Here is a 23824-nt window from a genome sequence, read left to right as displayed (position 1 = left end):
TTATACAAAAGATTCTGATTATTTTAAATATTTATTTTAACAAACATAGAAAAAAGCGGTCGGAAGTTTCTTTCCAGCCGCTTTTTTGAATCGCATTTACTTGTAATCCATCCTCTATATCAAATGGATTTTGAACCTTAAATATTTCGTCCATCATCTTCAAAAACTCTTCTTCATTTTTAGATTCACCATTAACCGTAAGCGAGTACGGTTCCACTTCACCCAATTTATAATCGACAACAAATTGAATCGTCACCTTTTGTCTTGGTGATCCCGCGTTATATCCTTGGAATTCTACTAATTCTAACCCTTCCGTTCCACGATAATATATCCAACCTGAATTTTGAAAATAATTTTCGAAAGATTCACCTATTGAAAAGAAAGGATATTCATAAAGCGAGCTTGTACGAACCTTTTGTATAACGTCTCGATCAGTCGGAAAAAAGAAATGACTAAAAAATATGCTAGCAACTGCTAAAATAGTAACAATTGTCGCTCCCATTTTGCTCGTTCCGCCGCTATCATGGATAAGATAGTTTTCAACTGATTTATCTTTTATTTCTCTTGCTTTTATTCGGTATATACGTCTTTCCGCAAATTGATAGTATAATCCATTTGCAAAAATCCCCATTCCAAACAGAATAAAAATGAGTAATAAAAACGTAAGAGGCACCATATTAATGATTGGCAGTGCTACATTGAAACCCATATAATAAGAAAACGCATCACACGCTACTAATAACAATACAAATAATGCTGCCGGTAAATAGTACTTACGATATCCAAGCCAACCTATATTGAAAATAGTTGCCCAACCATTCCAGCTCCACCTAGCAATCCGCTTATTCTCAAGCTCCCATTTCCTTTTGTAATACGGATATTGTCTCCCTACATATACTTCTAGTTCTTTATCTATTAACGAGCTACTTTCACCTTGTTCATTATCCAACTTTCGCTGACAACTTGCACAATTTAACTGTTCCTCCTCGCAAGGTTGCCCACAATTTATACATTTCAAAACAATCCCTCTTCCCATCCATACGTCATTTCATAATACCTTCGTGTTTTAATAACCACTCTTTCCTCCATAAACCACCAGCATATCCAACAAGCTTTCCACTCTTTCCTATTACACGGTGACATGGAACGATTATTGAAATTGGATTCCGACTATTTGCCCCTCCTATCGCCCGTACAGCTTTCGTATTTCCAACCTTCTCTGCAATATCTAAATATGAAGCACTTACGCCATAAGGGATAGTATAAAGCGCATCCCATACATTTTTTTGAAATACTGTTCCCTCAGCAGATAGCGGGACTGTGAACTCTTTTCTTTTCCCCTTAAAATATTCATCTAGCTCATTTATACATTGATCTATTATTTCATTTTTATGTTCTTCTTGTCTCTCATCAACAAATATAACAGACGTAATTCCTTTATCGTTCGCTGTAATTTCCAGCAAGCCTAATTCACTTTCATAATAAGCCTGGTACATATGTCATCCTCCAATTCAATTCATATTAATTATTGTAACACGAATAGACAAAATTTTTCGTATAAGCGTTTTATTAGGGAAACAAAAACAAGAATGATACAATGTAAGAAAATTCAATCTAGGAGGCTATTGGATGAATTCTGAACTTTTTTCACCTTATACAATTAAGGACGTTACATTAAAAAACCGTATCGTTATGTCACCTATGTGCATGTATTCATCAGAAAACGAGGATGGCCAAGTAACTAATTTCCATCACGTTCATTACGGAACAAGAGCTGCTGGTCAAGTTGGTTTAGTTATGATCGAAGCAACAGCCGTGTTACCTGAAGGAAGAATTTCTAATAAAGACCTAGGTATATGGGATGATAGCCTAATTGAAGGCTTACATAAAACGACAACTTTTATACATGATAACGGCGCAAAAGCCGCCATTCAACTTGCTCACGCCGGAAGAAAAGCTGAATTAGAAACGGATGCTCTCGCTCCATCCGCAATTCCGTTTAATGAAACTATGAAAATCCCAGTAGAAATGAGTATACAGCAAATAAAAAAGACCATATTAGCTTTTCAAGAGGCTGCAATACGATCCAAACAAGCTGGATTTGACGTTATTGAAATACACGGCGCTCACGGTTATCTTATTAATGAATTTCTTTCTCCACTTTCTAATAAACGGACCGATGAATATGGAGGTTCACCTGAAAATCGCTATCGTTTCTTACGTGAAATCATTGACTCAATAAATGAAGTTTGGAACGGACCGTTATTTGTTCGTATTTCAGCAAACGATTATCATCCTGACGGTTTAACGGTTCAAGATTACGTTCCATATACAAACTGGATGAAAGAACAAGGAGTAGATTTAATTGATTGTAGTTCTGGAGCTGTTGTTCCGGCACACATCGATGTATATCCCGGGTATCAAGTGCAATATGCTAAACATATTAAAGAACATGCTAACATTGCAACTGGGGCTGTTGGTTTGATTACGAATGGAGTACAGGCAGAACAAATTTTAAATAATAACGAAGCAGATTTAATTTTTATCGGACGTGAGTTACTTCGCAATCCTTACTTTCCAAGAATAGCCGCCAATGAACTTAGTTTTGAGTTAGAAGAACCGTATCAATACAAACGAGCACCGGGGAAACTCCATACAAATAAAACCGAGAATAATATGTACTACTGAATCTAGAGGAATAAAAAGTATACTATAAGATAACGTATGTTATTTCATAATATCGTTTTAAGGTGGATCAACATTTTGCTTGATACACCTATTTTTTTATGTATTTATCTCCCTTTCTGAATATGTGACAGGGTTAAAAATCGAATTCCACAATCATGATTACGAAAAAAAACAATTCCTCAGATTAAGTGAGAAATTGTTTTTTCATATAGTAGTATTCTACATATTAATTCGTTTGTTTCGTTTATAACTCCAACAATTTTAAGTATCATTTACAAATAAGAACGATGCGCTGGCCATGAATCTTGAAGCTTGCGAAGTTGCACAATTTGCCCGGTATGATAAGCATCGTGCAAAAGGATGTTCATATATTGTTGCCAAATTGGTAGAGAAGGAGTTAATTGATTTAGTTCTGCTTCTTGAAGGGATATTAATGCAGATTGTAAGGCATCATGCACTTGAATTGTTCGCAACACTGTTTGTTGCCAAGCATCCTCATCATTACGTCCACCTTGGACAAACGTTTCATCATTATTTTGTGGCGCCACAAATGTTTCATCTTGATGCAAGCGGGCAAGTAAGCGTTCTTTAAAGATAAGTAAATGGTTTACATTTTCCCAAATCGTATTACTAGCCTCTCCTTCTGGTTGCCAACATGCTTGTGCAGCAGTAAGGTGCTTTAACGCGTCTGATAAAGGTGGATACCATTCTTCTTCGTAAAACACTTGCTTAATTCCATTTTGCAACATTTCTTTTTTACTCATTCTTATATCCTCCTTTTGCAAATCTCCCAAAAATACGGAGTAGTACATATAGGACTTTTATATCTTCGGAACCCAATTCCCTTCAGATTTTACTCAAACAGATTATTTCCAAATAGAAAGTATATTCCATTTGATTTATTGGCATTACAAACAATGGATATATGATAGTAGTATATTTTCAAATGAAGTGAAACATTCTTATAAGACGAAATCATCCGTTAGTATAATACGACTCTAAAAATAGCATTGCAATAAACGAGGTCACTTGTCGTACTAGAGTTGGAGACGTATAAAGTGAAACTTTAATCCGCGGGGGTTTTGCTGTCCACAAATAGCGGGATAAGAATGCGATTTGCATAATAAATTATCGTAAAAAAGGAGTGGGATTCCCACTCCTTTTTTACTTTCTTATAATTGCTAAACTACATGTATTTACTATTCATTCAAGATTCAAACTTGATTTTTAATACATGCCATTTTTCACGTTTTTTATTCTATCGTTGTAATTTCATTTGAGTTATAAATATAAATACCCGTTTCTTCTCTCAATGCAGTTATATACATCCCTTTCGCCACATCTTTCGCTGAAATTGGTTTATACTTTTTGAAAGCCCCTTTAAATATAAAAGGAATGATACGAGATAACTTTTCAGCCATTCGTTCACCGAAACGAAATTCTTGTCGATTTCCTACTAATAAAGATGGCCTAAAAATGTGAATACCACCAATGACTAACTTTTGTAATTCCTCTTCCATTCTCCCTTTAACTTGCGAATAAAAGAAAAACGATTTAGGTTTTGCTCCCATTGAAGACACAACAAGGAAATTTTGTACCCCTTGTTTTTCAGCTAAACAAGCAGCTCGTAACGTATATTCATAATCTACCTTTTTGAAATTTGCCTTTGTTTTTGCTTTTTTGATTGTTGTTCCTAGACAACTAAATACGTCATCTACAGCAAAAAACTCTTTATATTCCTCTAACATCGAAAAATCTATTTGCTTTTGCTGTAATTTTTCATGTTGCCATTGCATTGGTTCCCTTACAAAAATAGTAACCGAATCGTAGTAATCTGATTCAAGTAATAGACGCGTTATCTCTTGTCCAACTAAACCACTTGCACCAAGTACTAACGCTGTTCGCTTATTCATATATGCATATACCTCTTATTTTACTTTTCTCTCCTTCAGTAAAATACAACTTTTAGGAGTTTCCTGCTCTCATTTTACCACAAGTAAAGCACTATGCGTACGCATAGTGCTTTACTCACTCTTTTTTCTCATCTTTCTCTCGCAATTTTGTTACTGTTGATGCATCTCCTAAATTACTTATTAATCTTCTTAAAAAAATTAAGACTAATGCTAATGGTAATACTACCGCTAATATCAATAAAATAGCTTCCATTAAGTAACCCAAACACTCATCCCCCTCTACACCCTCCTTTCAAATATATGAACGTAGCGTTGTCACATATGCATGCATTCCTAAAAATAATACATCCAAATTTGACAACTTTATAACAAAAACAAATCGGAATGATTATTATTTATTGCAACTTTATAAAAGATGTATTATACTAAGTTCGCAAACTAAAACGTAATTATTCCGTTTTGTATTAAAATGATATTTTTCTTCTATAATTGGGGAAAATATATCCGTAAAAAAAGAAAAGAGGAGAACTTCATGCCTAAAAGATTGACTATATTTTCATTCTTACTTATTTTCACTTTAATTTTTACTGGCTGCTCAAATAAAAAAGAAGGTAATGCCAAGAAAGACGGAAAGCTAACTGTTTATACTACTATTTTTCCTCTTGCAGATTTTGCAAAAAAAATTGGTGGCGACTATGTAACTGTTGAAGCGATTTACCCACCTGGTGCAGATTCACATACATTTGAACCAAGTCAAAAACAAACAGTACAAGTTGCAAAAGCCGATTTATTCGTTTATAACGGCGCTGAATTAGAACCATTTGCTGAAAAAATGGAAAAAGCATTACAAAAAGAAAATGTTAAAATTGTAAATGCATCAAAAGGTATTGAACTGCGTACTTCTACTGAAGAAGAGCATCATGATCACGGAGACGGTCATAAAGAGGATGAACATCATCACGATAAAGACCCACACATTTGGTTAGACCCTACTCTAGCAATGAAACAGGCAGAAAAAATTAAAACTGCACTTGTAGAATTACAGCCTGATCATAAACAAGAGTTCGAAAAAAATTTCGCAGCACTGCAAACAAAATTTACTGATTTAGATGATCAATTTAAAGCAGCTGTTGCGAATGCAAAAACGAAAGACATTTTAGTTTCTCATGCGGCTTATGGATACTGGGAACAACGCTATGGCCTGAAACAAATTGCTATCGCTGGTATTTCAGCTTCTAATGAACCATCTCAAAAACAGCTTGCTGACATTACAAAAACAGTAAAAGAACATAATCTACAATATATTTTATTTGAAACATTCTCTACACCAAAGGTAGCGTCCGTAATTCAAAAAGAGACGGGTACAAAAATTTTACGCTTAAATCATCTTGCTACTATTTCTGAAGATGATGCGAAGAGCAATAAAGATTACTTCACTTTAATGGAAGAAAACGTAAATACATTAAAAGAAGCTACTAACTAATCAAATTTTTAAAAGAAGCTGAATATGTCATTCAGCTTCTTTTTTATTTGTTCTTACTTGACTTGACCAAAATAACAAGTAAAATTATCCATATTAGCTTTTAAGCTATATTAATTTAGAAGGTGAGTTGGAATTATGACTCTTCACATTTGTGAAGTTACAGCAAAAAATTGGCGTTCGGTAGCTGCTTTAAACGTCGCAAAAGACCAGCAGCAATTTATTGAAAGCAATGCGTTTTCTCTAGCAGAATCATTATATGAGGGAAACGGAACGTCAGTAGGTTTATATGATGGAGAAACACTTGTAGGATACGCAATGTATGGATGGTATTGGGAAAAACGTAAAAGTGTGTGGTTAGATCGCTTTATGATTGACGAGCAATATCAAGGAAAAGGATACGCAAAACGTTTCCTTCGCATACTCATTCAATTCTTACAAGATAAATTTGAATGTAAAATAATTTATTTAAGTTTACATCCAGACAACAAACTCGCAATGGGATTATACGAGTCATTTGGTTTCCGTTTAAATGGTGATATTGATGACGAAGGTCCAGTTGTAGGTGTTGTAATGGAGTTACTATTAGATGAACATACAAGCCTGTGAAAACAGGCTTTTTATTATCCTTCGTTTTTTGCAATCTAGCATTTTTCTACAAAATACTTAGTTAAGTTAAAAAATAAGCCTGCAATATATGCAGACTTATTTCACACACTCCCCGAAATGTTCTTGGAACCATTCTTTATTAATATCTTTTCCGATAAACACAACTTCACTTACTCGTTCTTCGCCCTCTTGCCACTCTCTATCATATGATGCAGCAAACAGTGTATGCACACCTTGGAAAACGATACGTTTATCTACTCCATCAATCGATAAAATTCCTTTGTAGCGATATAAATACTCCCCTAGCTCTTGAACGACAGCTGACATCCACTCATTTAGTTTTTGTAAATCTAACGGTCGCTCTTCGCGTAGTACAAACGACTTTACCCCTTCTAGATGATTATGCTCTTTATGAGGATAAATTTGTAACGTATCTTTCGTTTTAAACGTTTGAATTTGTAGTAACGATGGAATATCTACATCACAGTTAGTCGCCTCGATTAACTTTGCAGTTGGGTTAATACCTTGCAGTTCCTGCAATAGATTTTCCTTTTCACTTTCATCCACTAAATCTAATTTATTTACTAAAACGACATCAGCAAATGCAATTTGTTCCTTTGCTTCTAGTCCTTTTTCAAAATGTTTATGTATATGATAACTATCTACTACTGTTACAACGCCGTTAATTTGGTATGCAGATTGAATCACAGGATCTAAAAAGAATGTTTGAATAATCGGACCTGGATTTGCAAGACCAGTCGTTTCAATTACTAATCCATCAAATTCCATTTTACCTTCTGCTTTTACGTCCAGTAATTGTTTTAAAGCGACTAGTAAATCTTCACGTACAGTACAACATAAACATCCATTCGTCATCTCCATAATCTCTTCTTCGACATTCATAATCAGCTGATTATCAATACCAATTTGTCCTATTTCATTTACAATCACTGCTAATTTATGACCGTGATTTTCTGATAAAATGCGATTTAATAATGTCGTTTTCCCTGATCCAAGAAAACCAGTTAATATTGTTACTGGAATCATTTCGTACATCTCCTTATAGCTATATGTTTTTACATTATAGCATATAGAGAAAATCGTTTTTGTAGCAAAACATATTTATTGTATGTACGACACTGTAACTATATAATAATATGTAGCAAGAAAGCCTTTTCAAAAAATGATTCATTCATCAAGGAGGTACTTATAATGGAACGAGTTCAAATGGCCGAAACACTAGAATTTTCTCGTATTATTCAAGGTTTTTGGCGTTTAGCAGAATGGAATATGCCAAAGCAAGAGTTACTTTCTTTTATGGAAGCTTGTATGGATATGGGAATTACTACTTTCGATCATGCTGATATTTATGGCGGATATACGTGTGAAGGATTATTTGGAGAAGCGTTACAACTCAAGCCTTCCTTACGCGAAGACATGCAAATTATCACAAAATGTGGAATCGCTCCCCCATCACCAAAATTTCCAGAGAGATATGTTGCGCACTACAATACGAGTGCTGAACATATAATAAAAAGCGCGGAAGACTCACTACAAAACTTACATACAGATTATATTGATGTACTGCTCATTCATCGCCCTGATCCATTTATGGATCCAAATGAAGTAGCAGAAGCGTTCTCACGCTTAAAGCAAGAAGGAAAAGTCCGTCACTTCGGTGTATCTAACTTTTTACCTTCACAGTTTAATATGTTAAGTTCTTATTTAGATTTCCCGCTCATTACAAATCAAATTGAAGTATCTGCGATGCAGCTTGAACATTTCGAAAAAGGGACAATTGATTTATGCCAAGAAAAGCGAATCAATCCTATGATTTGGTCGCCTCTTGCTGGCGGAGAAATCTTTACTGGTCAATCAGAACGTGCTGTACGTTTACGTGAAACTTTACAGAAGGTTGCTACTGAACTAGATGTTACTAGCATCGATACAGTTATGTATGCATGGCTGCTTGCTCATCCAGCTAACATGATGCCAATCGTTGGATCTGGTAAATTAGATCGTGTTAAAACAGCCGCCCTTGCTACAAAAGTTAATTTAGATCGTCAACAATGGTTTACAATTTTCGAAAGCTCTAATGGACATCCTGTACCATAATACACAAAAAGAAGAGCTGTTTCTTTACAGCTCTTCTTTTTCATATGTATTTCTAGTCATGGCAAATACACACATATCCCTTAATCCATTTCCATCTACCGCTACACTCGCACTTTCCAATGTACCTTCTAACTTAAATCCTAATTTCTCAGGTATCGCTCTACTCTTCTTATTTAAAGAATCACATCGAATTTCTACGCGATTTGCTTTCAGCTCAGAAAAAGCATAATCTGTTATACCCTTTGCAGCCTCTACCATATAACCCTTTCCACTAAACCTTGAATCAATCCAATACCCAATTTCAAATTGAGGTATATCCCAATTAATACGATGCAATCCAGCTGATGCAATAAATTCACCTGTTTCTTTCGAAAAAACTAGTAATCTTAAATCCTCACGCTGTAAAAATTGAATATGCGATTTTCTAATGCTCACTTCTACTTCTTCCTCTGTTTGCTCTTTTTGTGCAAAAACCATCCAAGGTTTTAATTCTTTCATAGAAGCTTGAATTGCATCGTATACAGATTTACCGTCACCCGGTTTCGGCATTCGAATAAATAGCCTATCAGTATAAAATTCAGAAGGAAAATCAAATAATAACGGATTCACTTTCAACACTCCTTTTAATTCTTTTATATATAATAATATCCATCTCAAACTATACAGTAAAGAAATTTCTGAATTTTATACATTTTAATTATTTACCTCTACCGCTACACGAACTCCAGATTCAATTGCACCTTGTATCCATCCGTGATATAACGTTGTATGATCACCTGCAAAGTATAATCTCCCCTCTGGTTTTATAATCGCTGGTTGTAGCTCAGATTCTTGACCTGCCTGAAATAGCGCAAATCCTCCAAGTGCATATGGATCCAATGTCCAACTTTTTGATATGCCAGACATGAACTCATCATATACTTGACCGCCTAATATGGTCGCTAAATTTTGTAGTGTGTAATAAATACGATCACCTTTTGATAACCCATCCCATAACAACGCATCATAAGACCATGTATAGCTTCCTAACATCATAGCAGGTCCTTTTTCTCCAATTCCGTGACTTGGATAATAGGCGTAACGAATTGGTAAATCCGTTATAATTCTGCCACCTAATTGTCCTTGTTCTTCCCAAAATCGACTTTTAAATTGAATTCCTATTTTCGTCGCTGGCATATAATGCAATTCACGAATTGCTTTCCATTTTTCATGAGATATAGAATTAAATGGATCTACTTCCACAAAGCGCATTGTCGAAAATGGAATTGTAATAATAACTAAATCCCCTGTAATACTACTATACTCAAAAGTTTCCTCGTTTCGATAGAAAGCTGTCACACCATTATCATGTTGTTGTAGCTTCATTAATTTTTGATTATATATAATATTTTCTTCTAATTGTGGTAAAAAGGACTTCGGTAATCTATCATTCCCGCCTACTATTTCACAAAATCCACTCTCCACTTGCATAATATATAAAAAGCGTAACGTCTCAACAAATGACCTTTCCAAAAAACCTTCTAAATCTAATAAAACACCAATCATCTCGATTGTTACTGGTGAAAAGTAAGTATTATATTGATAAGGGTAATACTTTAAAAATTGTCCTGTAGAGTATCTCCCAAAATCCTTTACTACAATATCCCAATTTTTCTCTGGGTTCTTTTTTATAAAATTTATAATGGGCTGCACCGCTAACATTAATAGCTCCTCAGACGTTTTCCCAACTTCATTCATTTCCACAGGATACTTTAATATACTTGGATCTTTTTCATATTGTTTTAATGTCGTTTTTCGGCCATTTACGTAAACGATATCTGTCTCATTCCTATTAATAAAAGGGCTTACCTGTAGCCCGAATTTTCTTATATATGCCATTGTTAATGTGTGCGAATACGGAATTCTCATTGCCCCAACATCTAAATATAATCCGGTATCTTCCATTCTAACCGTCTCTATGCGGCCACCTACCCGGTTGTTTGCTTCAAAAATCTTCACATCATGTCCTGCAGCTTTTAATAAAGATGCCGAAACCAACCCAGCCATACCGGCCCCTACTACTATAATTCGCTTCGGACGAGTCGTCTTCTTTAACCCTTTATTTATAACTTTTAACGTTTCATCCATCTCAGTGTTATACATTATATCTTTCTGCACAATTCCACCCCTTACTTCATAAAGTGAAACTATAATCAGTGGGGGGTCTTCCCCTACTGATTATTAGTTGAACCAATCGGGCTTTTATGGGCATTAGTGGTTTAGTGCATTTTATTCATAAATTCCTATAAACATAACAACATAGAAAGAGGAATATTCACTAAAAGTACATAAGAGTTAGCTTTCACACCTCTTCACGCTTCGTATAATATAGCAACAGCAAAGAAGGAGTGGTTAAAAATGAAACAAACTTACGACTACCACGCTACAAAGAAGTATTTAGAAGAAAAGAAACAACAACTATGCAACAAACTTAGTTGTAAGCATCTATCTAAAAAAGAGCGTGAACAACTAAAACTTGAGATTGATAACTACGAATATATATTAAATTTAGCCGAAATGAATCATTATGAACGAGGATTTTCTCGTTAAAAGTAAATATAGAATTTATCCACTTTTTATTTTGAGCATTTTATTACGCATTTTTCGTAAGTAAATATATAATAGGATGTACATTAAGATTGAGAGGTATATTCTATGATCAAATTAAGCGTATTAGACCAATCACCTATTTCAGATGGTAGTACAGCAGCCCAAGCTTTTTCACATACAGTTACACTTGCGCAAGAAGTTGAAAAACTCGGATATACACGCTTTTGGGTATCGGAGCATCACAACTCTGTCAGCCTTGCTGGTTCAAGTCCTGAAATACTTATTTCACATATTGCAGCAAAAACAGATCGTATGAGAGTGGGTTCAGGTGGTGTTATGTTGCCACACTATAGCCCATATAAAGTTGCTGAGAATTTCCGTGTTTTAGAAGCGCTTTATCCAAATCGTATTGATCTTGGTGTCGGCAGAGCACCTGGTGGTATGCCAATTGCAACTCGCGCACTTCAAGAAGGCAAAATGGTCTCACTTGATCAATACCCAGAACAAATTGCAGATGTTGCAATGTACTTACATGATCAAGTACCAGAAAACCATCATTATGCAAATTTAAAGGCTACTCCTGTCATTCCAACATCTCCCGAGATGTGGATGCTTGGTTCTAGCGGAGAGAGTGCAATGATTGCCGCAAAACAAGGTGCTTCTTTTGCATTCGCACAGTTCATTAACGGATACGGTGGCCCTGAAGTAATGAATGCTTATCAAGAACAGTTCCAACCTTCTTATTTAGGAGATAAACCAAAATCAATCGTCTCTATTTTTGTTATTTGCGGAGAAACGAATGAAGAGGCGGAAAAAATTGCTTCTAGTTTAGATTTATCAATCTTATTACTAGAACAAGGAAAGCGTACAACTGGTACTCCTTCTATCGAAACTGCACAAAATTATTCATACAGCGCTTATGATTTATTCCGTATAAAAGAAAATCGTCAACGTATGATCGTCGGTGATCCATCTTCTGTGAAAGAACAAATCGTAAACTTAAGCAAAGCGTACAATACTGATGAATTTATGATTGTCACAATTACTCATCGATTTGAAGATAAATTGAATTCTTATCGCTTACTAGCAAATGCTTTTCATTTATAATGACAAAAGGGAGATACATCAATTATGATGCATCTCCCTTTTTTACTACTTATTATTTTTGTCGTCTATATATTCAATAGCTTCTTTTAATAGTTCATCAAAATCCTTAGGATAATCATGATTTAAATTGGGTATAACTTTAAACTCATGTTCTATATTCTTATCTCTTAATAATTGTACAAATTGCTGCGTACATTCGAAACAATCTTCATCTTGATCCCCACACACTATATATCCCTTTATATTTTTATTCTGTAACACTTCCAACAACTCATTCCATTCTTCAATCTCTGGAAGCCACGGCGCCACAAAAATAAAACCATCTACATCTATATCTTTTTGTAAAATTGTATACAAAGCTACTCTTGCGCCAGCAGAAAAACCACCAATTATTACACTTTCTACTGTATGATTTTCTATAAACATAACGTAATGCTCTTTTAATTCCTCTTTCCCTCTATGTTTATCATCCCAAACAAATCCATCTGAAAACTGAATTTGCGAAGATTGTGGTAAAGCTAACGTATAATCTTGTGTCAAAACAGATTTCCAATATGGTTCTATTATTTCTATATTTTCTTGATCCCCGTGCATTGCAATAAATAGTTTTCCTTCTTTATTGCTGTCTAAATATTTCACGTCTGCTCGTTCTGTTTTCTTTGCTAATTCTTCTCTTTCTTTACATAATTGAACCATTTTATGAAACTCTTCAAATTTATGTAGTGGTGTTAAATCATCGTCCGAAATTAAATACTCATTTCCGTACCAAAATCCATTGTCTATAATAGCTTCCTTCATTATCTGTAACGCTTCTTCTTCAAGCCCCGCTGCACTCGCTAGCGCATATTTAAAATTATATATTTGCGCTTTATTCCCCACTACACCTTTAGCATGCTCCATTATATAAGTGTACGCTTCCAAACTCCCTTTATTTGCGTAACAATGTAACGTTTCATTTAATAATTGAATGTAAGTCATACTATTTTTCATACATCCATTCCCCCGTAATCTTTTATAATATTTATTTCTCAAACCTTTATACCATTCTGTAATCACTGTATATAACTCACGCTAACAATACTTAATCATTACTTCTCTTCGTCCAATAAGTTTAGTATAAAATTTAATAAACTGAAAAATCAATATTTTACTAAACAAAAAAAGACAACAATATATTTATTGTTGTTTTCAATACATCTACCCACTCTTTTGTTTTTTTCTGTCTGGTTTACTTGAAACTAAATAGTGTTTTTCTGAAATATATAAGTCTCTTTTTAATATACGATTTAAATACGGCCCTAATTTCATCCCGCATATAAGGCGATCTTCACTACCTTCAACAATTGGAAACATTTCTTTTTCTGTTACGTATTGATCTACTGCTTTTTGTACGATATCAATTTCTTTAACTAGGTTTAGATTTTCTTCTGTATGTTCAAATACCTCAAGCGTTTCCTTCGTAATAAGAAAACTATTTGTTGGAAATGCAAGTAAATACGGCTTTAACAAATCATAATTTACTGTATAATCATCATTTACTAATACTGTATAAACAATATTAGCATTCGTTTCTAGAAACTTAGCCATCGCTTGTTCTAATTCATCTTTCGTAATTTCACGCTCTTCTTTTCCAGTTCTGAAAAAGCGAAACATTGCATCGCCTCCTTTTTACTATATTATAGCATAAAAGAAAACTGAAAAATGACAAAAAAAGCCATTGAAAGAATTTTTCAATGACTTTTTTCTTTATATACTTATATTTATTTTAAGAACGCACTTAGCATCCATACATGTTGTTCTAATGTTGTATGAATCGCTAACAACATGTCTGCTGATGTTTCATCGCCAGCTTCGCCAGCAACTTCCATACCTTCTTTTAATTCTTGAATAAGTGCAGAGTAATCATTCACTAATGTTTGCACCATTTCTTCTGCAGATTCCTTGCTTGTCCCTTCACTCACACTAGATGTTGCAAGATATTCTTTCATTGTCGCTAGCGGTTTACCTTCCAACGCTAAAATACGTTCTGCTAATTCATCAATATTTGTTCCAGCTTCATTGTAAAACTCTTCAAATTTCTCATGTAACGTAAAGAAGTGTGGTCCTGTCACATACCAGTGATAATTATGTAGTTTCACATATAACACATTCCAGTTTGCTACCTGCTTGTTTAATACTTCAACAACATTTGTTTTCGTACTCATACAATCCACTCCTCTTATCATTTCATAATGTTTATCTTTTAATAACCTAGTTACATGTTACCATACATTTCCTATCCTTTCGAACGATTGGCTCATATGTAACAAAGTTTTAACACCTTTAATACTTCCCTAATATCTTTTAATTCATGTATGTTTTCAAACACTTCATACGTCTAATTGTCCAAGCTCATACATATGCATAATAGTAAATCAAGCTCATCGTAGTAGAAAGAGGGATAACATGGACAATCAACAATGGCAAGTAGCAAAGAAGGTCGCTGCTACTTATATTGGAACAGTCGTTGGAGCTGGATTTGCTACTGGACGAGAAATCGTTGAATTTTTTACAGTGAACGGATTATATGGAACAATTGGCATATGTGTAAGTGGATTTTTTTTTATTTGGCTTGGCACAAAGTTGATGTTACTTTCATCACAAATCGGTGCATTTTCAGCGCAAGAATTTAACAAATATTTATTTGGGGATGTAGTTGGCAATGTTGTAAACACACTATTATTACTCGTATTATTTGGTGTAACGAGCGTTATGTTATCAGGAGCTGGGGCGGTATTTGAAGAGCAACTTCGTTTACCAAGACAACTTGGTATTTTCATTATATTGATCGCCTGTCTCATTATAGGTAGTCGCGGATTACAAGGGGTTTTTGAAGTTAATACACTTGTCGTACCTATTATGATGATTTTTATTATCGGACTTGCTATTACAACTTTTTTTCACGGTACAACTCCTATTAGTGACACTATTCCTGCAGAAAGCTGGAATATGAAGTGGATTACTAGTCCTATTACATATGTCGCCTTAAATCTTTCTCTCGCCCAAAGCGTTCTCGTCCCGTTAGCCAGTGAAGTAAAAGATCGAAAGGCCATTTTATGGGGCGGTATTTTAGGCGGTGCAGGACTTTCTTTAATTTTATTATGTAGCCATTTAGCTATTTTATCAGTCGATCAATTTTATCAATATAATATCCCAATGGCTGAAGTCATAAGAAAATTCAATGCAACTTTTCACTTTTTCTTTGTTCTTATCATTTTCGGTGAAGTGTTCACAACTTTAGTTGGTAATGTGTTCGGAATGACAAAACAAATTCAATCCATCACCAGATGGAAAAGTAACAATATTATTTTCTTCATTTTACTAATTAGTTATTGCTTTAGTTACATTGGTTACAGTGAATTACTCCACATTCTATATCCTATAATTGGATGGGTCAGCATCATTTTACTGCCAATTATTGCTTTTAAACAACTTCAAAAAACATAAAAGAAGCATCCATGTTATTGGATGCTTCTTTTATGTTCATTCACAATCATCGCATACTTCCCAGTACGGCCCCATTTCGAGTGCTAAATATGGCTTTAATTGCAACCGAATCATCCGACTAGGCATACGTTCTAAAACGAATTGAATTCCTTCTTCCTCTTCGTCTAATTCAACTTTTGAAATCGCAATTCTTTGCATAGTAGAAATAGGCATTCCATCTTTATATAAAGTGATTTTCACCTCATCATATTCATTAAAATACAATTCAACACTCATTTGATTTTTCAACAGTTCATCAACAATTTCATATTTATCATTTCGTTCCTGGATTATATATTTCCAGCCGCCTCTACCTTCTTCTTTCGGAGCTGCTTGAAATAATGTCATCAAATCCTCGTATAGCATAAGATAACCCCTCTCTTACTAAAAAACGATGAGTATTTTATATACCCTTTATCTCTATCACTATCCATATGTATTGTACCATATATCGTCGTTTTTACCGTATTCATTTGCTTCATAATTGCATGTAAAACACCTGATTCTCTTCATTATTATATGAATTGTCTCTCATTATATTTCTTAATATGCTTCTAACGCTTTCCAATCATATCAAACATAAGTAAATGCACTCTTTGTCCATCCTCCGCTTAGTATTTCCTTACAATCACAAAAAAGAAGAGTGACTTTTATCACTCCCCTTAAAAGAATTTCCCCGTAGCTACTAACGCTAATACTAGTATTAAAATTGTAAATAATAATGATACGATGAAACTAAAAATAGGTAATGCTTTCTTTTCATTCTTCTTAAAGAGTAACTTTAAACTAAGAAAGATGTTTACTGGTACAAGTATAAAATAAAAATATTTAACAATTTGCACCGAACTATTCGAAAGTGTTTTTAAAATAAACACTTCAATTAGAAAGACAATAAAAAATGAAATACTTAACCAAAATGAGACATAACTAAGCCAAGAATGTCTTTTGGTACCCCAATAAACTCCCATAGTAATCTCCTTTATTTGCATTTTATACGATTATAATTATACACAAAGCAAACAAATACCTCTATTTTTCGACAAATATCATACAAAATATACCTTTAAATATTATAAAGATACTCTCAATCTCATTTCATTTTACATAATAAAAACAGACTACTCCAATAGCATACTGCTATTTTGGAGATAGTCTGTCCTCTGTTAAACTTTAAATCTTTCAATTAACCCTTGTAACTCTTCAGCCATTTGAGATAATGTACCAGCCGCCGAACTAATCTCCTCAATGGACGCTAGTTGTTCTTCTGCTGATGCTGCAACGTTTTGAGTACTCGTCGCATTGTTCTGTGCTGTCATTGCAATTTGACCTACTGAAATAGACACTTCATTTGCACCTTTTGACATCCCGTTAGCCGTTTCAACCATCGTTTTAATTTGATCTGCAATTTCATTTGTAGATAGTAAAATCTCAGTAAAGTTTTGCTTCGTTTCATTCGCAATAACAAGTCCAGATTGAACTTCTTCATTTACATGCCCCATTGATTTTACCGTCTTACTCATGTCATCTTGTATTTCACATATTAATTTACTAATTTCACTAGAAGATACACTAGACTTCTCCGCCAATTTACGTACTTCATCTGCAACAATCGCAAATCCTCTTCCGTGCTCTCCTGCTCTTGCAGCTTCAATTGCCGCATTCAAAGCTAGAAGATTCGTTTGATCTGCAATATTTTGAATGACTTCTAGTATGTCACCAATTTGTTTTGATTTATTATTTAGCAACTGTATAACTTCATCTGATTGTGAAACAGATTCTGCAATAGACTGCATTTGATTTACTGTTTTTCCTACTAGTTTCCCGCCATCTTCTGCTTTTTCACGAGTATGAGCAGAAGCCATACTAATTGATGATGAACTATTTGCTACATGCTGAATTCCTTCTGTTACATCAAATAATAACATTGCACCATTTTCTACGCTCGTTGTTTGCGTTGTTGCCCCGCTCGATATTTCATCCATTGCCATTGTAATTTGCTCAGTTGCTTCACTCGCTTGTCTTACACTTGCCGTTAGCTCTTCTGATGCTGCTGCAACATGTCCAGCCGACGTATTAATTCTTCCAATTAACGTTCGCAATGCATCTGTCATCTCATTGAATCCTTTTGCAAGTTGGCCAATTTCATCATTAGAATGAATCTCGATTGTTTGCGTTAAATCTCCCTCACTTATTTCTTTAGAAGTAGCAACTAATCTTTTTAATGGCTTCGTTATAGAAAGTGTCACAAAATAAATAAGTGCTCCGCCTATAACTAATGAAATGAACATAACAATTAACATATTATAAAATACAGGCTGCGCAGCTTCAATTATTTCATTTGAGTACATCGTTCCACCGATTTTCCAACCTGTTTTTACATTTGTAGCAAATACCATTTGTTTTTCGCTGCCATCATACATATATGAAAAAGCACCATGGTTATCTTCATAAATTTTCTTCGCCCAAGAATCAGCTGCTTTTTCTCCTGATTTTTCTTGAGGATGTGCAATTATTTTTTGTTTTCCATCTAAAATGAAAGCATATCCCTTTTTACCGATATTGATTAACTTTGTTGTTTTTAATAAATTATCTAAACTTAAATCTATTGCTACAACACCGTTTTTATCTTCTGCTTGTTTTGCAATCGTTACGACAATATGTCCATTTCCTTGCGCCTTATATGGCTCAGTAACGACAATACCCCCTTGTTTTGCCACTGCATCTTTATACCAAGAACGTTCTGTTGGATCATAGTCTGCTGCCATTTGTATATTTGGTTCTTGCACAAATTTCTTATCATTCCCAGCAAAGTATACTTGTTCAACATCTTTATTCAAATTAATATATTGAGATAACATTTTTCTTAATTCATCTTGATTATCCCCTTGATACATATTACCTTGAATCACCCGTGCAAAATTATTTACATCATTAAATTTCGCCTCAATCATTTGATTGATTAAATTATCTAATATTTTTATATTGTCGTGAGCACTGCTCGTAATTTGTGATTCAAAGTTCTTTTTAGCTGTTTGATAAGACATGCCTCCAATAATAGAGACAGCCGCAATTAAAATGACAAAAAACGAAATTAGTAGTTTTTTTGCTACTTTCATATCACGAAACCAATTTAATAGTCTACCCATTACAAACCTCCTGCTTTTCAATTTCAATAGTTAAATCTAGCGAGTTGTAAACATTTCCCATCCCTAAATTATTATTTTCATAATCTATTACGATGAATACTTTGTAAAGTTTAAACAATTAAATTCCCTTTGTCTATATATTTGAATAATATTATTATAAAATTTACAAATACAAAAAAAGCCAAAGGGAACCACCCTTTGGCTTTTCATATTTTTTTATGCTGTTTAGAAATCTTTTTCCACTTATCACGCTCTGCTCTCGCAAGAATAGCATCTTGTTTTCTCATAAAATACGCCAGTTCTCTTTGTAATTTTTTATAGCTTTGCAAACGATTTATCGTAATAATTCCGTTATCAATTGCACTATGCACTGCGCACCCTGGCTCATTTTCATGTTTACAATCCCTAAAACGGCACGTTTTTGCTAATTCTTCAATATCAGAAAATGTTGTTTGAATTGCATCGCTTCCTTCCCAAAGCTGTAGCTCCCTCATACCCGGAGTATCAATAACTAAACCACCACTCGGTAATCGGAACAATTCACGATGAGTTGTCGTATGCCTTCCTTTACTATCTTCCTCACGAATATCTCCCGTTTTTGCTACTTCAAGTCCTATGAGTGCATTTAACAAAGTGGATTTTCCAACCCCCGATGACCCGACTAAAGCAATTGTTTTTCCTGAAGAAACAAATTGCTGCAGCGATTCAATACCAGTATGCTTTAAACTATCAACGACGAAGATCGGAACACCAATTGCCACAGCTTCCGTTTCAACAATTTTCTGTTCCACGTCTTCACATAAGCTACTCTTTGTTAAAACAATAACAGGCATTGCACCACTTTCATACGCTAATAGTAAATAACGTTCTATTCTTCTTACGTTAAAATCATGGTTAAGTGCATTTACTAAAAATAGATAATCTACATTTGCTGCTATTACTTGTTCTTCCGTTCGATTACCAGCCTCTTGTCTAGAAAAAGAGCTTCTTCTTTGAAAAATACGATGAATAATTGCTTTCTTTTCATTCTCTATTTTCTTTATATACACCCAATCACCAACCGCTGGATAATCTCCCTTCGTTACTGCTTCATGCCGAAACTTTCCAGACAGCTCTGCCATATATTCACCATCATTACAAATAATTCGATATATATGTTTATGCTCTAGTAAAATACGCCCTACTTCAAAGTTCTCTACAGCTTGTTCTTCAAAAAAAGAATCCCAGCCGAATGATTCTAAAATATTTTGATTCAAATTGATATCCTCCCTAGTTTAAGCTAAGCGGAAGGATCGTGCGCTCACTTATACAGTCTCGCCCTTTCCATCCACCTTTGTATTTGGTTTATGATTCATATACGTTATTTTCACCATAATACATCACCCCGTTCTCATTTTAATTACTCTCATTATATGGAATATTTATTTAAAAAGCTACCTTATTTAACGCAATTTTCAAACATTTTATTTTTCATCATTCTAATTTGTCCACGATGACTAATCTCATCTTCTAGCACATGAAACCACAGATAGTGCTGGTTATACGCTACACCGTTAGGCCACTTTCTTTCTGACATAAGCCATTCATCATCTTGTTCATTCAAATACTTCAGAGATTCTTCTCGAACACTTTGTAGAATTTGTATATAATACTGTATTTCATTACCACGGATTGTTCTCCCCGCTTTCCCTAAATACAGTGCGTCTTCCCATATTTCTAATTCTTCTTTTGTAAAGTCGCGCTCTTGAAATGAAATAAGTTGATGGGCTTTTTCTACAGCTGCTATATGCTTTAGTAACGCTCCGATGGAATTCCCTCCACTCGTCATAATGAAATCTACTTGCTCAACTGATAGATCGTTTATTTCCTGTAATGTTACAGCCCTCGTATGCTCCAGCATGCTTACTAATTCCCCTATATTTTTTGTATAACCATCCATACTTCTTATTCGATAATCTATATTCATCTCACGCACCCCTTTCTACATTCATATTAAGGAATAACCGCTTCATATAATAGACTGAAATATGTCAGATTTTTCTGTTATAATTAAATTGAATACGTAATAAACCCAAACAAACTTTCTCAATATGCTTCTATGAAATATTAAAAGGAATCAATATAAAAGAATCGAATCTTATTCACTAAAAGGAGTGGATTCGATGGAAATGTATCAATGGCTAACCGCTATACTCGTTGGTGGCATTACCGGTTTCGTTTCCCATCTAATCAATAACCAAGGTAAGTTATTGCTTCCACGCCGTTTGAAAACTTTTTTTCACTTTGGGTTTTTGACTGATATTTTCACTGGTAGTCTAGCTGCACTTCTTGGACTCGTTTTATTCGATGTTACCTTAATAAAAGAAATTATTAAAGTATCCATTGTGACTGCTATTTCCGGTCAGACTTTCTTACTGCACCAAGCGCTTGGTGGTGAGCAGGCTAAAAATAAACAAATTGGGAAAGCTGATGAGAAGATTCAAGAAATTGACAAATTATTACGACGTTAGTCTATACTTTCTTTAAAAATTATTGCTATAATAAACAATAAATATTTTCTATTGCGTCGTTTGTCAGAAGAAAGGGTGTTTCGTATGACAAAAAAGAAAATAGAAGATTTCTTAACAAACACTGAAAAAGAGGAACTGCTAGAAAACTATAAATGTTTACGAGAAGCCCGCACAAAAAGCGAAGCTAATTATTTTGGTGAAGCAGTAGACCATCTTTTAAATAAAGCAAAACAACGAATTATTAAAGATGCAGGCATACATGATGAAAATGCAGCAACAGTTCAATCAAAGAGAAAAGCACTGTTTTAGTTACATTAGCTAAAACAGTGCTTTTTATTTAGAATTTTTTCACAGCTATTTCACATCTATTTCACAAATATAAGTAGTCCTATATGCTAAACTAAGTATATCCTTTTCCAAGGAACTATATGCCGATATATGAATCCCTATCTCTGTAGGGATTTTTTATTTTTGGATTCCTCATAACTTTATTACGATACCTTTATACTATTTGTCTATTTTCTTTAATCTCTGCACTCAAAAACTCCTTTATGTATTTCTTCTCCTTTTATATAAAAGAGGGAAGTCCCCCTCTTCTCAACTAATCTTCTAAAATAGATTTAATTTCTTCCATAACCTTTTCATTCAATGAAACTTCCACCGCTCTTACACTTTCTCTTATTTGCTCCGCTCGTTTCCCACCAGGAATAACAGTATCAATGCCTTTTTTATTTAATAGCCATGCTAAAGCTAAATGTGATACTTCAAGATTCATTTCTTTAGCTAAACCTTTTAACTTCTCAACTTTTTTAAAGTTACTCTTATATGTATTTTCTTCAAATAGATTTACACTTTGACGCCAATCGCCTTCGTTTAATTTAAAATCTTCTGTATATTTTCCACCTAGTATCCCAAAAGCAAGAGGCCCGTATGGTATAAATGAAATACCTGATTCTATACAATACGGCAAAAGTTCTTCTCCAGCAGTACGATCCAACATATTATACGGTGATTGTACAACATCTATTTGTTCGTGCTGATTCGCTGCTTTTAATTGCTCTACGTTTACGTTAGATATTCCAATTGCACGAATTTTACCTTCTTCTTTTAGACGAGCAAGCTCTCCAATTGAATCTATGTAACTTGTTTCTGGATTTGTAAAATGTAAATAATATAAATCAATATAATCAGTTTGTAATCTTCTTAAGCTATTTTCCACAGCATTTCTTAAATAGCTTCGTTCATTATTAATATAAACTTCTCCATTTAATAACGGCTGTATTCCACCTTTTGTAGCAAGTACAACTTCTTGACGTTTTCCTTTCAATACTTCTCCTACCAATTCCTCTGATCTACCGAGACCGTATGAATCCGCTGTATCAAAAAATGTAACCCCTCGCTGGATAGCTTCTTCTATTAATCGTTTTCCTTCTTCTTCGTTCACATTAGCATATAAATTATGCCCCCCTACAGCGTTTGTTCCTAACCCCAACTTCGAAATATGTAACCCTGCCTTTTGTAATTTTGTATATTTCATTTTTTCTCCCCCTATATTTCTATTGTTCGAACATATTCGAACAATAGAAATATACCACTTTATATGTTATAGTGCAAACTATATTAACTGATACAAGTAGGTGAAAAAAATGCGTACTCTTTATCATCCAAACCGAGAAGAAATTCAATTCTCTTCAGTCTTATACGCACTTAGCGATCAAATTCGTTTACAAATTGTAACAATGCTATTAGAGAAAAATGAACAATCTTGTGGTGCGTTAAACATTCCAATTGCGAAATCAACTTTATCTCACCATTTCAAGGTTTTACGTGAATCCGGTGTTATGTATACACGCATTGAAGGAACACAACGTTTCATTTCAATTCGTGAAGATGACTTACATGCTAGATTCCCTGGTTTATTAGACGTCGTATTACATGCGACAGAACCATACTAAAAACATCTCATATTCATATGAGATGTTTTTTAGTATGGTTCTATTCTTTTAATAAAATGCAACTTTAATCAGAAGGAACTTTGTTCATCACACACTAGAAATATATACGCTTCATTCTTTTTCACTTTATTTTTGTACTGGATCCTTTGGACACTTTAATTATTTGATTACATTTTATACACATCAT

Annotated in this window: 27 protein-coding genes and 1 pseudogene; 10 read left to right on the top strand and 18 right to left on the bottom strand. The window is 34.1% G+C overall.

Annotation, left to right across the window (positions count from 1 at the left end; all coding sequences use genetic code 11):
* Positions 1 to 31: 31 nt before the first annotated feature.
* Both ACU8YW_RS09990 and ACU8YW_RS09985 read right to left on the bottom strand, forming a co-directional pair.
* Positions 32 to 1036, bottom strand: a complete 1005-nt coding sequence (locus ACU8YW_RS09990; protein WP_098649354.1) for a DUF2628 domain-containing protein — start codon at positions 1034 to 1036, stop codon at positions 32 to 34.
* Positions 1037 to 1043: 7 nt separating this feature from the next.
* The gene (locus tag ACU8YW_RS09985) at positions 1044 to 1496 is read right to left on the bottom strand and encodes a methylated-DNA--[protein]-cysteine S-methyltransferase (RefSeq protein ID WP_087982770.1); all 453 of its coding nucleotides are present in this window, start codon (positions 1494 to 1496) and stop codon (positions 1044 to 1046) included.
* A gap of 133 nt (positions 1497 to 1629) precedes the next feature.
* Here ACU8YW_RS09985 and namA point away from each other — a divergent pair, with 133 nt between their 5' ends.
* A complete protein-coding gene (gene namA, locus ACU8YW_RS09980) occupies positions 1630 to 2688 on the top strand; it encodes an NADPH dehydrogenase NamA (protein WP_426933736.1) in 1059 nt (352 codons plus the stop codon).
* A gap of 272 nt (positions 2689 to 2960) precedes the next feature.
* Here the strand turns inward: namA and ACU8YW_RS09975 are convergent, their stop codons facing one another.
* From ACU8YW_RS09975 to ACU8YW_RS09965, 3 genes are all read right to left on the bottom strand, one after another.
* Positions 2961 to 3452, bottom strand: a complete 492-nt coding sequence (locus ACU8YW_RS09975) for a DinB family protein (protein WP_426933737.1) — start codon at positions 3450 to 3452, stop codon at positions 2961 to 2963.
* Positions 3453 to 3941: 489 nt separating this feature from the next.
* A complete protein-coding gene (locus ACU8YW_RS09970) occupies positions 3942 to 4601 on the bottom strand; it encodes an oxidoreductase (protein ID WP_048559679.1) in 660 nt (219 codons plus the stop codon).
* A 115-nt stretch (positions 4602 to 4716) separates the two neighbouring features.
* On the bottom strand, positions 4717 to 4866 hold the full coding sequence (locus tag ACU8YW_RS09965) for a hypothetical protein (protein WP_000540925.1): 150 nt from the start codon (positions 4864 to 4866) through the stop codon (positions 4717 to 4719).
* A gap of 267 nt (positions 4867 to 5133) precedes the next feature.
* Here ACU8YW_RS09965 and ACU8YW_RS09960 point away from each other — a divergent pair, with 267 nt between their 5' ends.
* A complete protein-coding gene (locus tag ACU8YW_RS09960) occupies positions 5134 to 6084 on the top strand; it encodes a metal ABC transporter substrate-binding protein (RefSeq protein ID WP_149213401.1) in 951 nt (316 codons plus the stop codon).
* A 135-nt stretch (positions 6085 to 6219) separates the two neighbouring features.
* A complete protein-coding gene (locus ACU8YW_RS09955; protein ID WP_088063105.1) occupies positions 6220 to 6690 on the top strand; it encodes a GNAT family N-acetyltransferase in 471 nt (156 codons plus the stop codon).
* A 96-nt stretch (positions 6691 to 6786) separates the two neighbouring features.
* Here ACU8YW_RS09955 and ACU8YW_RS09950 read toward each other — a convergent pair whose 3' ends face one another.
* Positions 6787 to 7737 (bottom strand): CobW family GTP-binding protein, encoded by a 951-nt coding sequence (locus ACU8YW_RS09950; protein WP_000613417.1) that lies wholly within the window; start codon positions 7735 to 7737, stop codon positions 6787 to 6789.
* Positions 7738 to 7902: 165 nt separating this feature from the next.
* On the opposite strand from ACU8YW_RS09950, the gene ACU8YW_RS09945 reads away from it, so the two are divergent.
* On the top strand, positions 7903 to 8805 hold the full coding sequence (locus tag ACU8YW_RS09945) for an aldo/keto reductase (RefSeq protein WP_088063104.1): 903 nt from the start codon (positions 7903 to 7905) through the stop codon (positions 8803 to 8805).
* A 24-nt stretch (positions 8806 to 8829) separates the two neighbouring features.
* On the opposite strand, the gene ACU8YW_RS09940 is transcribed toward ACU8YW_RS09945, so the two are convergent.
* Together ACU8YW_RS09940 and ACU8YW_RS09935 are read right to left on the bottom strand one after the other, a co-directional pair.
* A complete protein-coding gene (locus tag ACU8YW_RS09940) occupies positions 8830 to 9414 on the bottom strand; it encodes a GNAT family N-acetyltransferase (protein WP_048543150.1) in 585 nt (194 codons plus the stop codon).
* 84 nt (positions 9415 to 9498) lie between these two features.
* Positions 9499 to 10962 carry a flavin monoamine oxidase family protein gene (locus ACU8YW_RS09935; protein WP_098649353.1) on the bottom strand — a complete coding sequence of 488 codons (1464 nt, stop codon included), beginning with the start codon at positions 10960 to 10962 and terminating at the stop codon, positions 9499 to 9501.
* Positions 10963 to 11202: 240 nt separating this feature from the next.
* Between ACU8YW_RS09935 and ACU8YW_RS09930 the strand changes: the two genes are divergently transcribed.
* Together ACU8YW_RS09930 and ACU8YW_RS09925 are read left to right on the top strand one after the other, a co-directional pair.
* Positions 11203 to 11394, top strand: coding sequence for a DUF3896 family protein (locus ACU8YW_RS09930; RefSeq protein ID WP_048543153.1), 192 nt, complete (start codon positions 11203 to 11205; stop codon positions 11392 to 11394).
* Between the two features lie 105 nt (positions 11395 to 11499).
* Positions 11500 to 12501, top strand: coding sequence for an LLM class flavin-dependent oxidoreductase (locus ACU8YW_RS09925; RefSeq protein ID WP_048543155.1), 1002 nt, complete (start codon positions 11500 to 11502; stop codon positions 12499 to 12501).
* Between the two features lie 45 nt (positions 12502 to 12546).
* Here ACU8YW_RS09925 and ACU8YW_RS09920 read toward each other — a convergent pair whose 3' ends face one another.
* From ACU8YW_RS09920 to ACU8YW_RS09910, 3 genes are all read right to left on the bottom strand, one after another.
* Positions 12547 to 13491, bottom strand: a complete 945-nt coding sequence (locus ACU8YW_RS09920) for an alpha/beta hydrolase (RefSeq protein WP_097908270.1) — start codon at positions 13489 to 13491, stop codon at positions 12547 to 12549.
* A 207-nt stretch (positions 13492 to 13698) separates the two neighbouring features.
* On the bottom strand, positions 13699 to 14154 hold the full coding sequence (locus tag ACU8YW_RS09915) for a DUF3939 domain-containing protein (protein ID WP_060490081.1): 456 nt from the start codon (positions 14152 to 14154) through the stop codon (positions 13699 to 13701).
* A gap of 107 nt (positions 14155 to 14261) precedes the next feature.
* Positions 14262 to 14705, bottom strand: a complete 444-nt coding sequence (locus tag ACU8YW_RS09910) for a Dps family protein (RefSeq protein ID WP_000105195.1) — start codon at positions 14703 to 14705, stop codon at positions 14262 to 14264.
* 241 nt (positions 14706 to 14946) lie between these two features.
* On the opposite strand from ACU8YW_RS09910, the gene ACU8YW_RS09905 reads away from it, so the two are divergent.
* Positions 14947 to 15987 carry a YkvI family membrane protein gene (locus ACU8YW_RS09905; protein ID WP_426933738.1) on the top strand — a complete coding sequence of 347 codons (1041 nt, stop codon included), beginning with the start codon at positions 14947 to 14949 and terminating at the stop codon, positions 15985 to 15987.
* Positions 15988 to 16023: 36 nt separating this feature from the next.
* Here ACU8YW_RS09905 and ACU8YW_RS09900 read toward each other — a convergent pair whose 3' ends face one another.
* The 5 genes from ACU8YW_RS09900 to ACU8YW_RS09880 form a co-directional block, all read right to left on the bottom strand.
* Positions 16024 to 16392, bottom strand: a complete 369-nt coding sequence (locus ACU8YW_RS09900) for a DUF3979 family protein (protein WP_000965083.1) — start codon at positions 16390 to 16392, stop codon at positions 16024 to 16026.
* Between the two features lie 296 nt (positions 16393 to 16688).
* On the bottom strand, positions 16689 to 16994 hold the full coding sequence (locus ACU8YW_RS09895; protein WP_000539573.1) for a hypothetical protein: 306 nt from the start codon (positions 16992 to 16994) through the stop codon (positions 16689 to 16691).
* Between the two features lie 195 nt (positions 16995 to 17189).
* Complete coding sequence (locus ACU8YW_RS09890) at positions 17190 to 19172, bottom strand: HAMP domain-containing methyl-accepting chemotaxis protein (RefSeq protein ID WP_097908268.1); 1983 nt, start codon at positions 19170 to 19172, stop codon at positions 17190 to 17192.
* Positions 19173 to 19378: 206 nt separating this feature from the next.
* Positions 19379 to 20428, bottom strand: a complete 1050-nt coding sequence (gene rsgA, locus ACU8YW_RS09885) for a ribosome small subunit-dependent GTPase A (RefSeq protein WP_088063100.1) — start codon at positions 20426 to 20428, stop codon at positions 19379 to 19381.
* A 182-nt stretch (positions 20429 to 20610) separates the two neighbouring features.
* Positions 20611 to 21138, bottom strand: a complete 528-nt coding sequence (locus tag ACU8YW_RS09880) for a DinB family protein (RefSeq protein ID WP_262719801.1) — start codon at positions 21136 to 21138, stop codon at positions 20611 to 20613.
* A 196-nt stretch (positions 21139 to 21334) separates the two neighbouring features.
* Here ACU8YW_RS09880 and ACU8YW_RS09875 point away from each other — a divergent pair, with 196 nt between their 5' ends.
* Complete coding sequence (locus ACU8YW_RS09875; RefSeq protein ID WP_060490074.1) at positions 21335 to 21682, top strand: DUF4257 domain-containing protein; 348 nt, start codon at positions 21335 to 21337, stop codon at positions 21680 to 21682.
* An 84-nt stretch (positions 21683 to 21766) separates the two neighbouring features.
* Entirely contained in the window at positions 21767 to 21991 is a 225-nt protein-coding gene (locus ACU8YW_RS09870) for a hypothetical protein (RefSeq protein WP_000162604.1), read from the top strand.
* Positions 21992 to 22036: 45 nt separating this feature from the next.
* Here the strand turns inward: ACU8YW_RS09870 and ACU8YW_RS09865 are convergent.
* Positions 22037 to 22223: pseudogene (locus tag ACU8YW_RS09865) on the bottom strand (hypothetical protein).
* Between the two features lie 60 nt (positions 22224 to 22283).
* Positions 22284 to 23219 (bottom strand): aldo/keto reductase, encoded by a 936-nt coding sequence (locus ACU8YW_RS09860; RefSeq protein ID WP_088609004.1) that lies wholly within the window; start codon positions 23217 to 23219, stop codon positions 22284 to 22286.
* Positions 23220 to 23328: 109 nt separating this feature from the next.
* Here ACU8YW_RS09860 and ACU8YW_RS09855 point away from each other — a divergent pair, with 109 nt between their 5' ends.
* A complete protein-coding gene (locus tag ACU8YW_RS09855; RefSeq protein WP_064474209.1) occupies positions 23329 to 23637 on the top strand; it encodes an ArsR/SmtB family transcription factor in 309 nt (102 codons plus the stop codon).
* Positions 23638 to 23824 lie beyond the last annotated feature (187 nt).

Source organism: Bacillus pretiosus, from assembly GCF_052947655.1.
The sequence above is the reverse complement of the archived record's forward strand: the minus strand, read 5'-3'. Positions and strand labels throughout refer to the sequence as shown.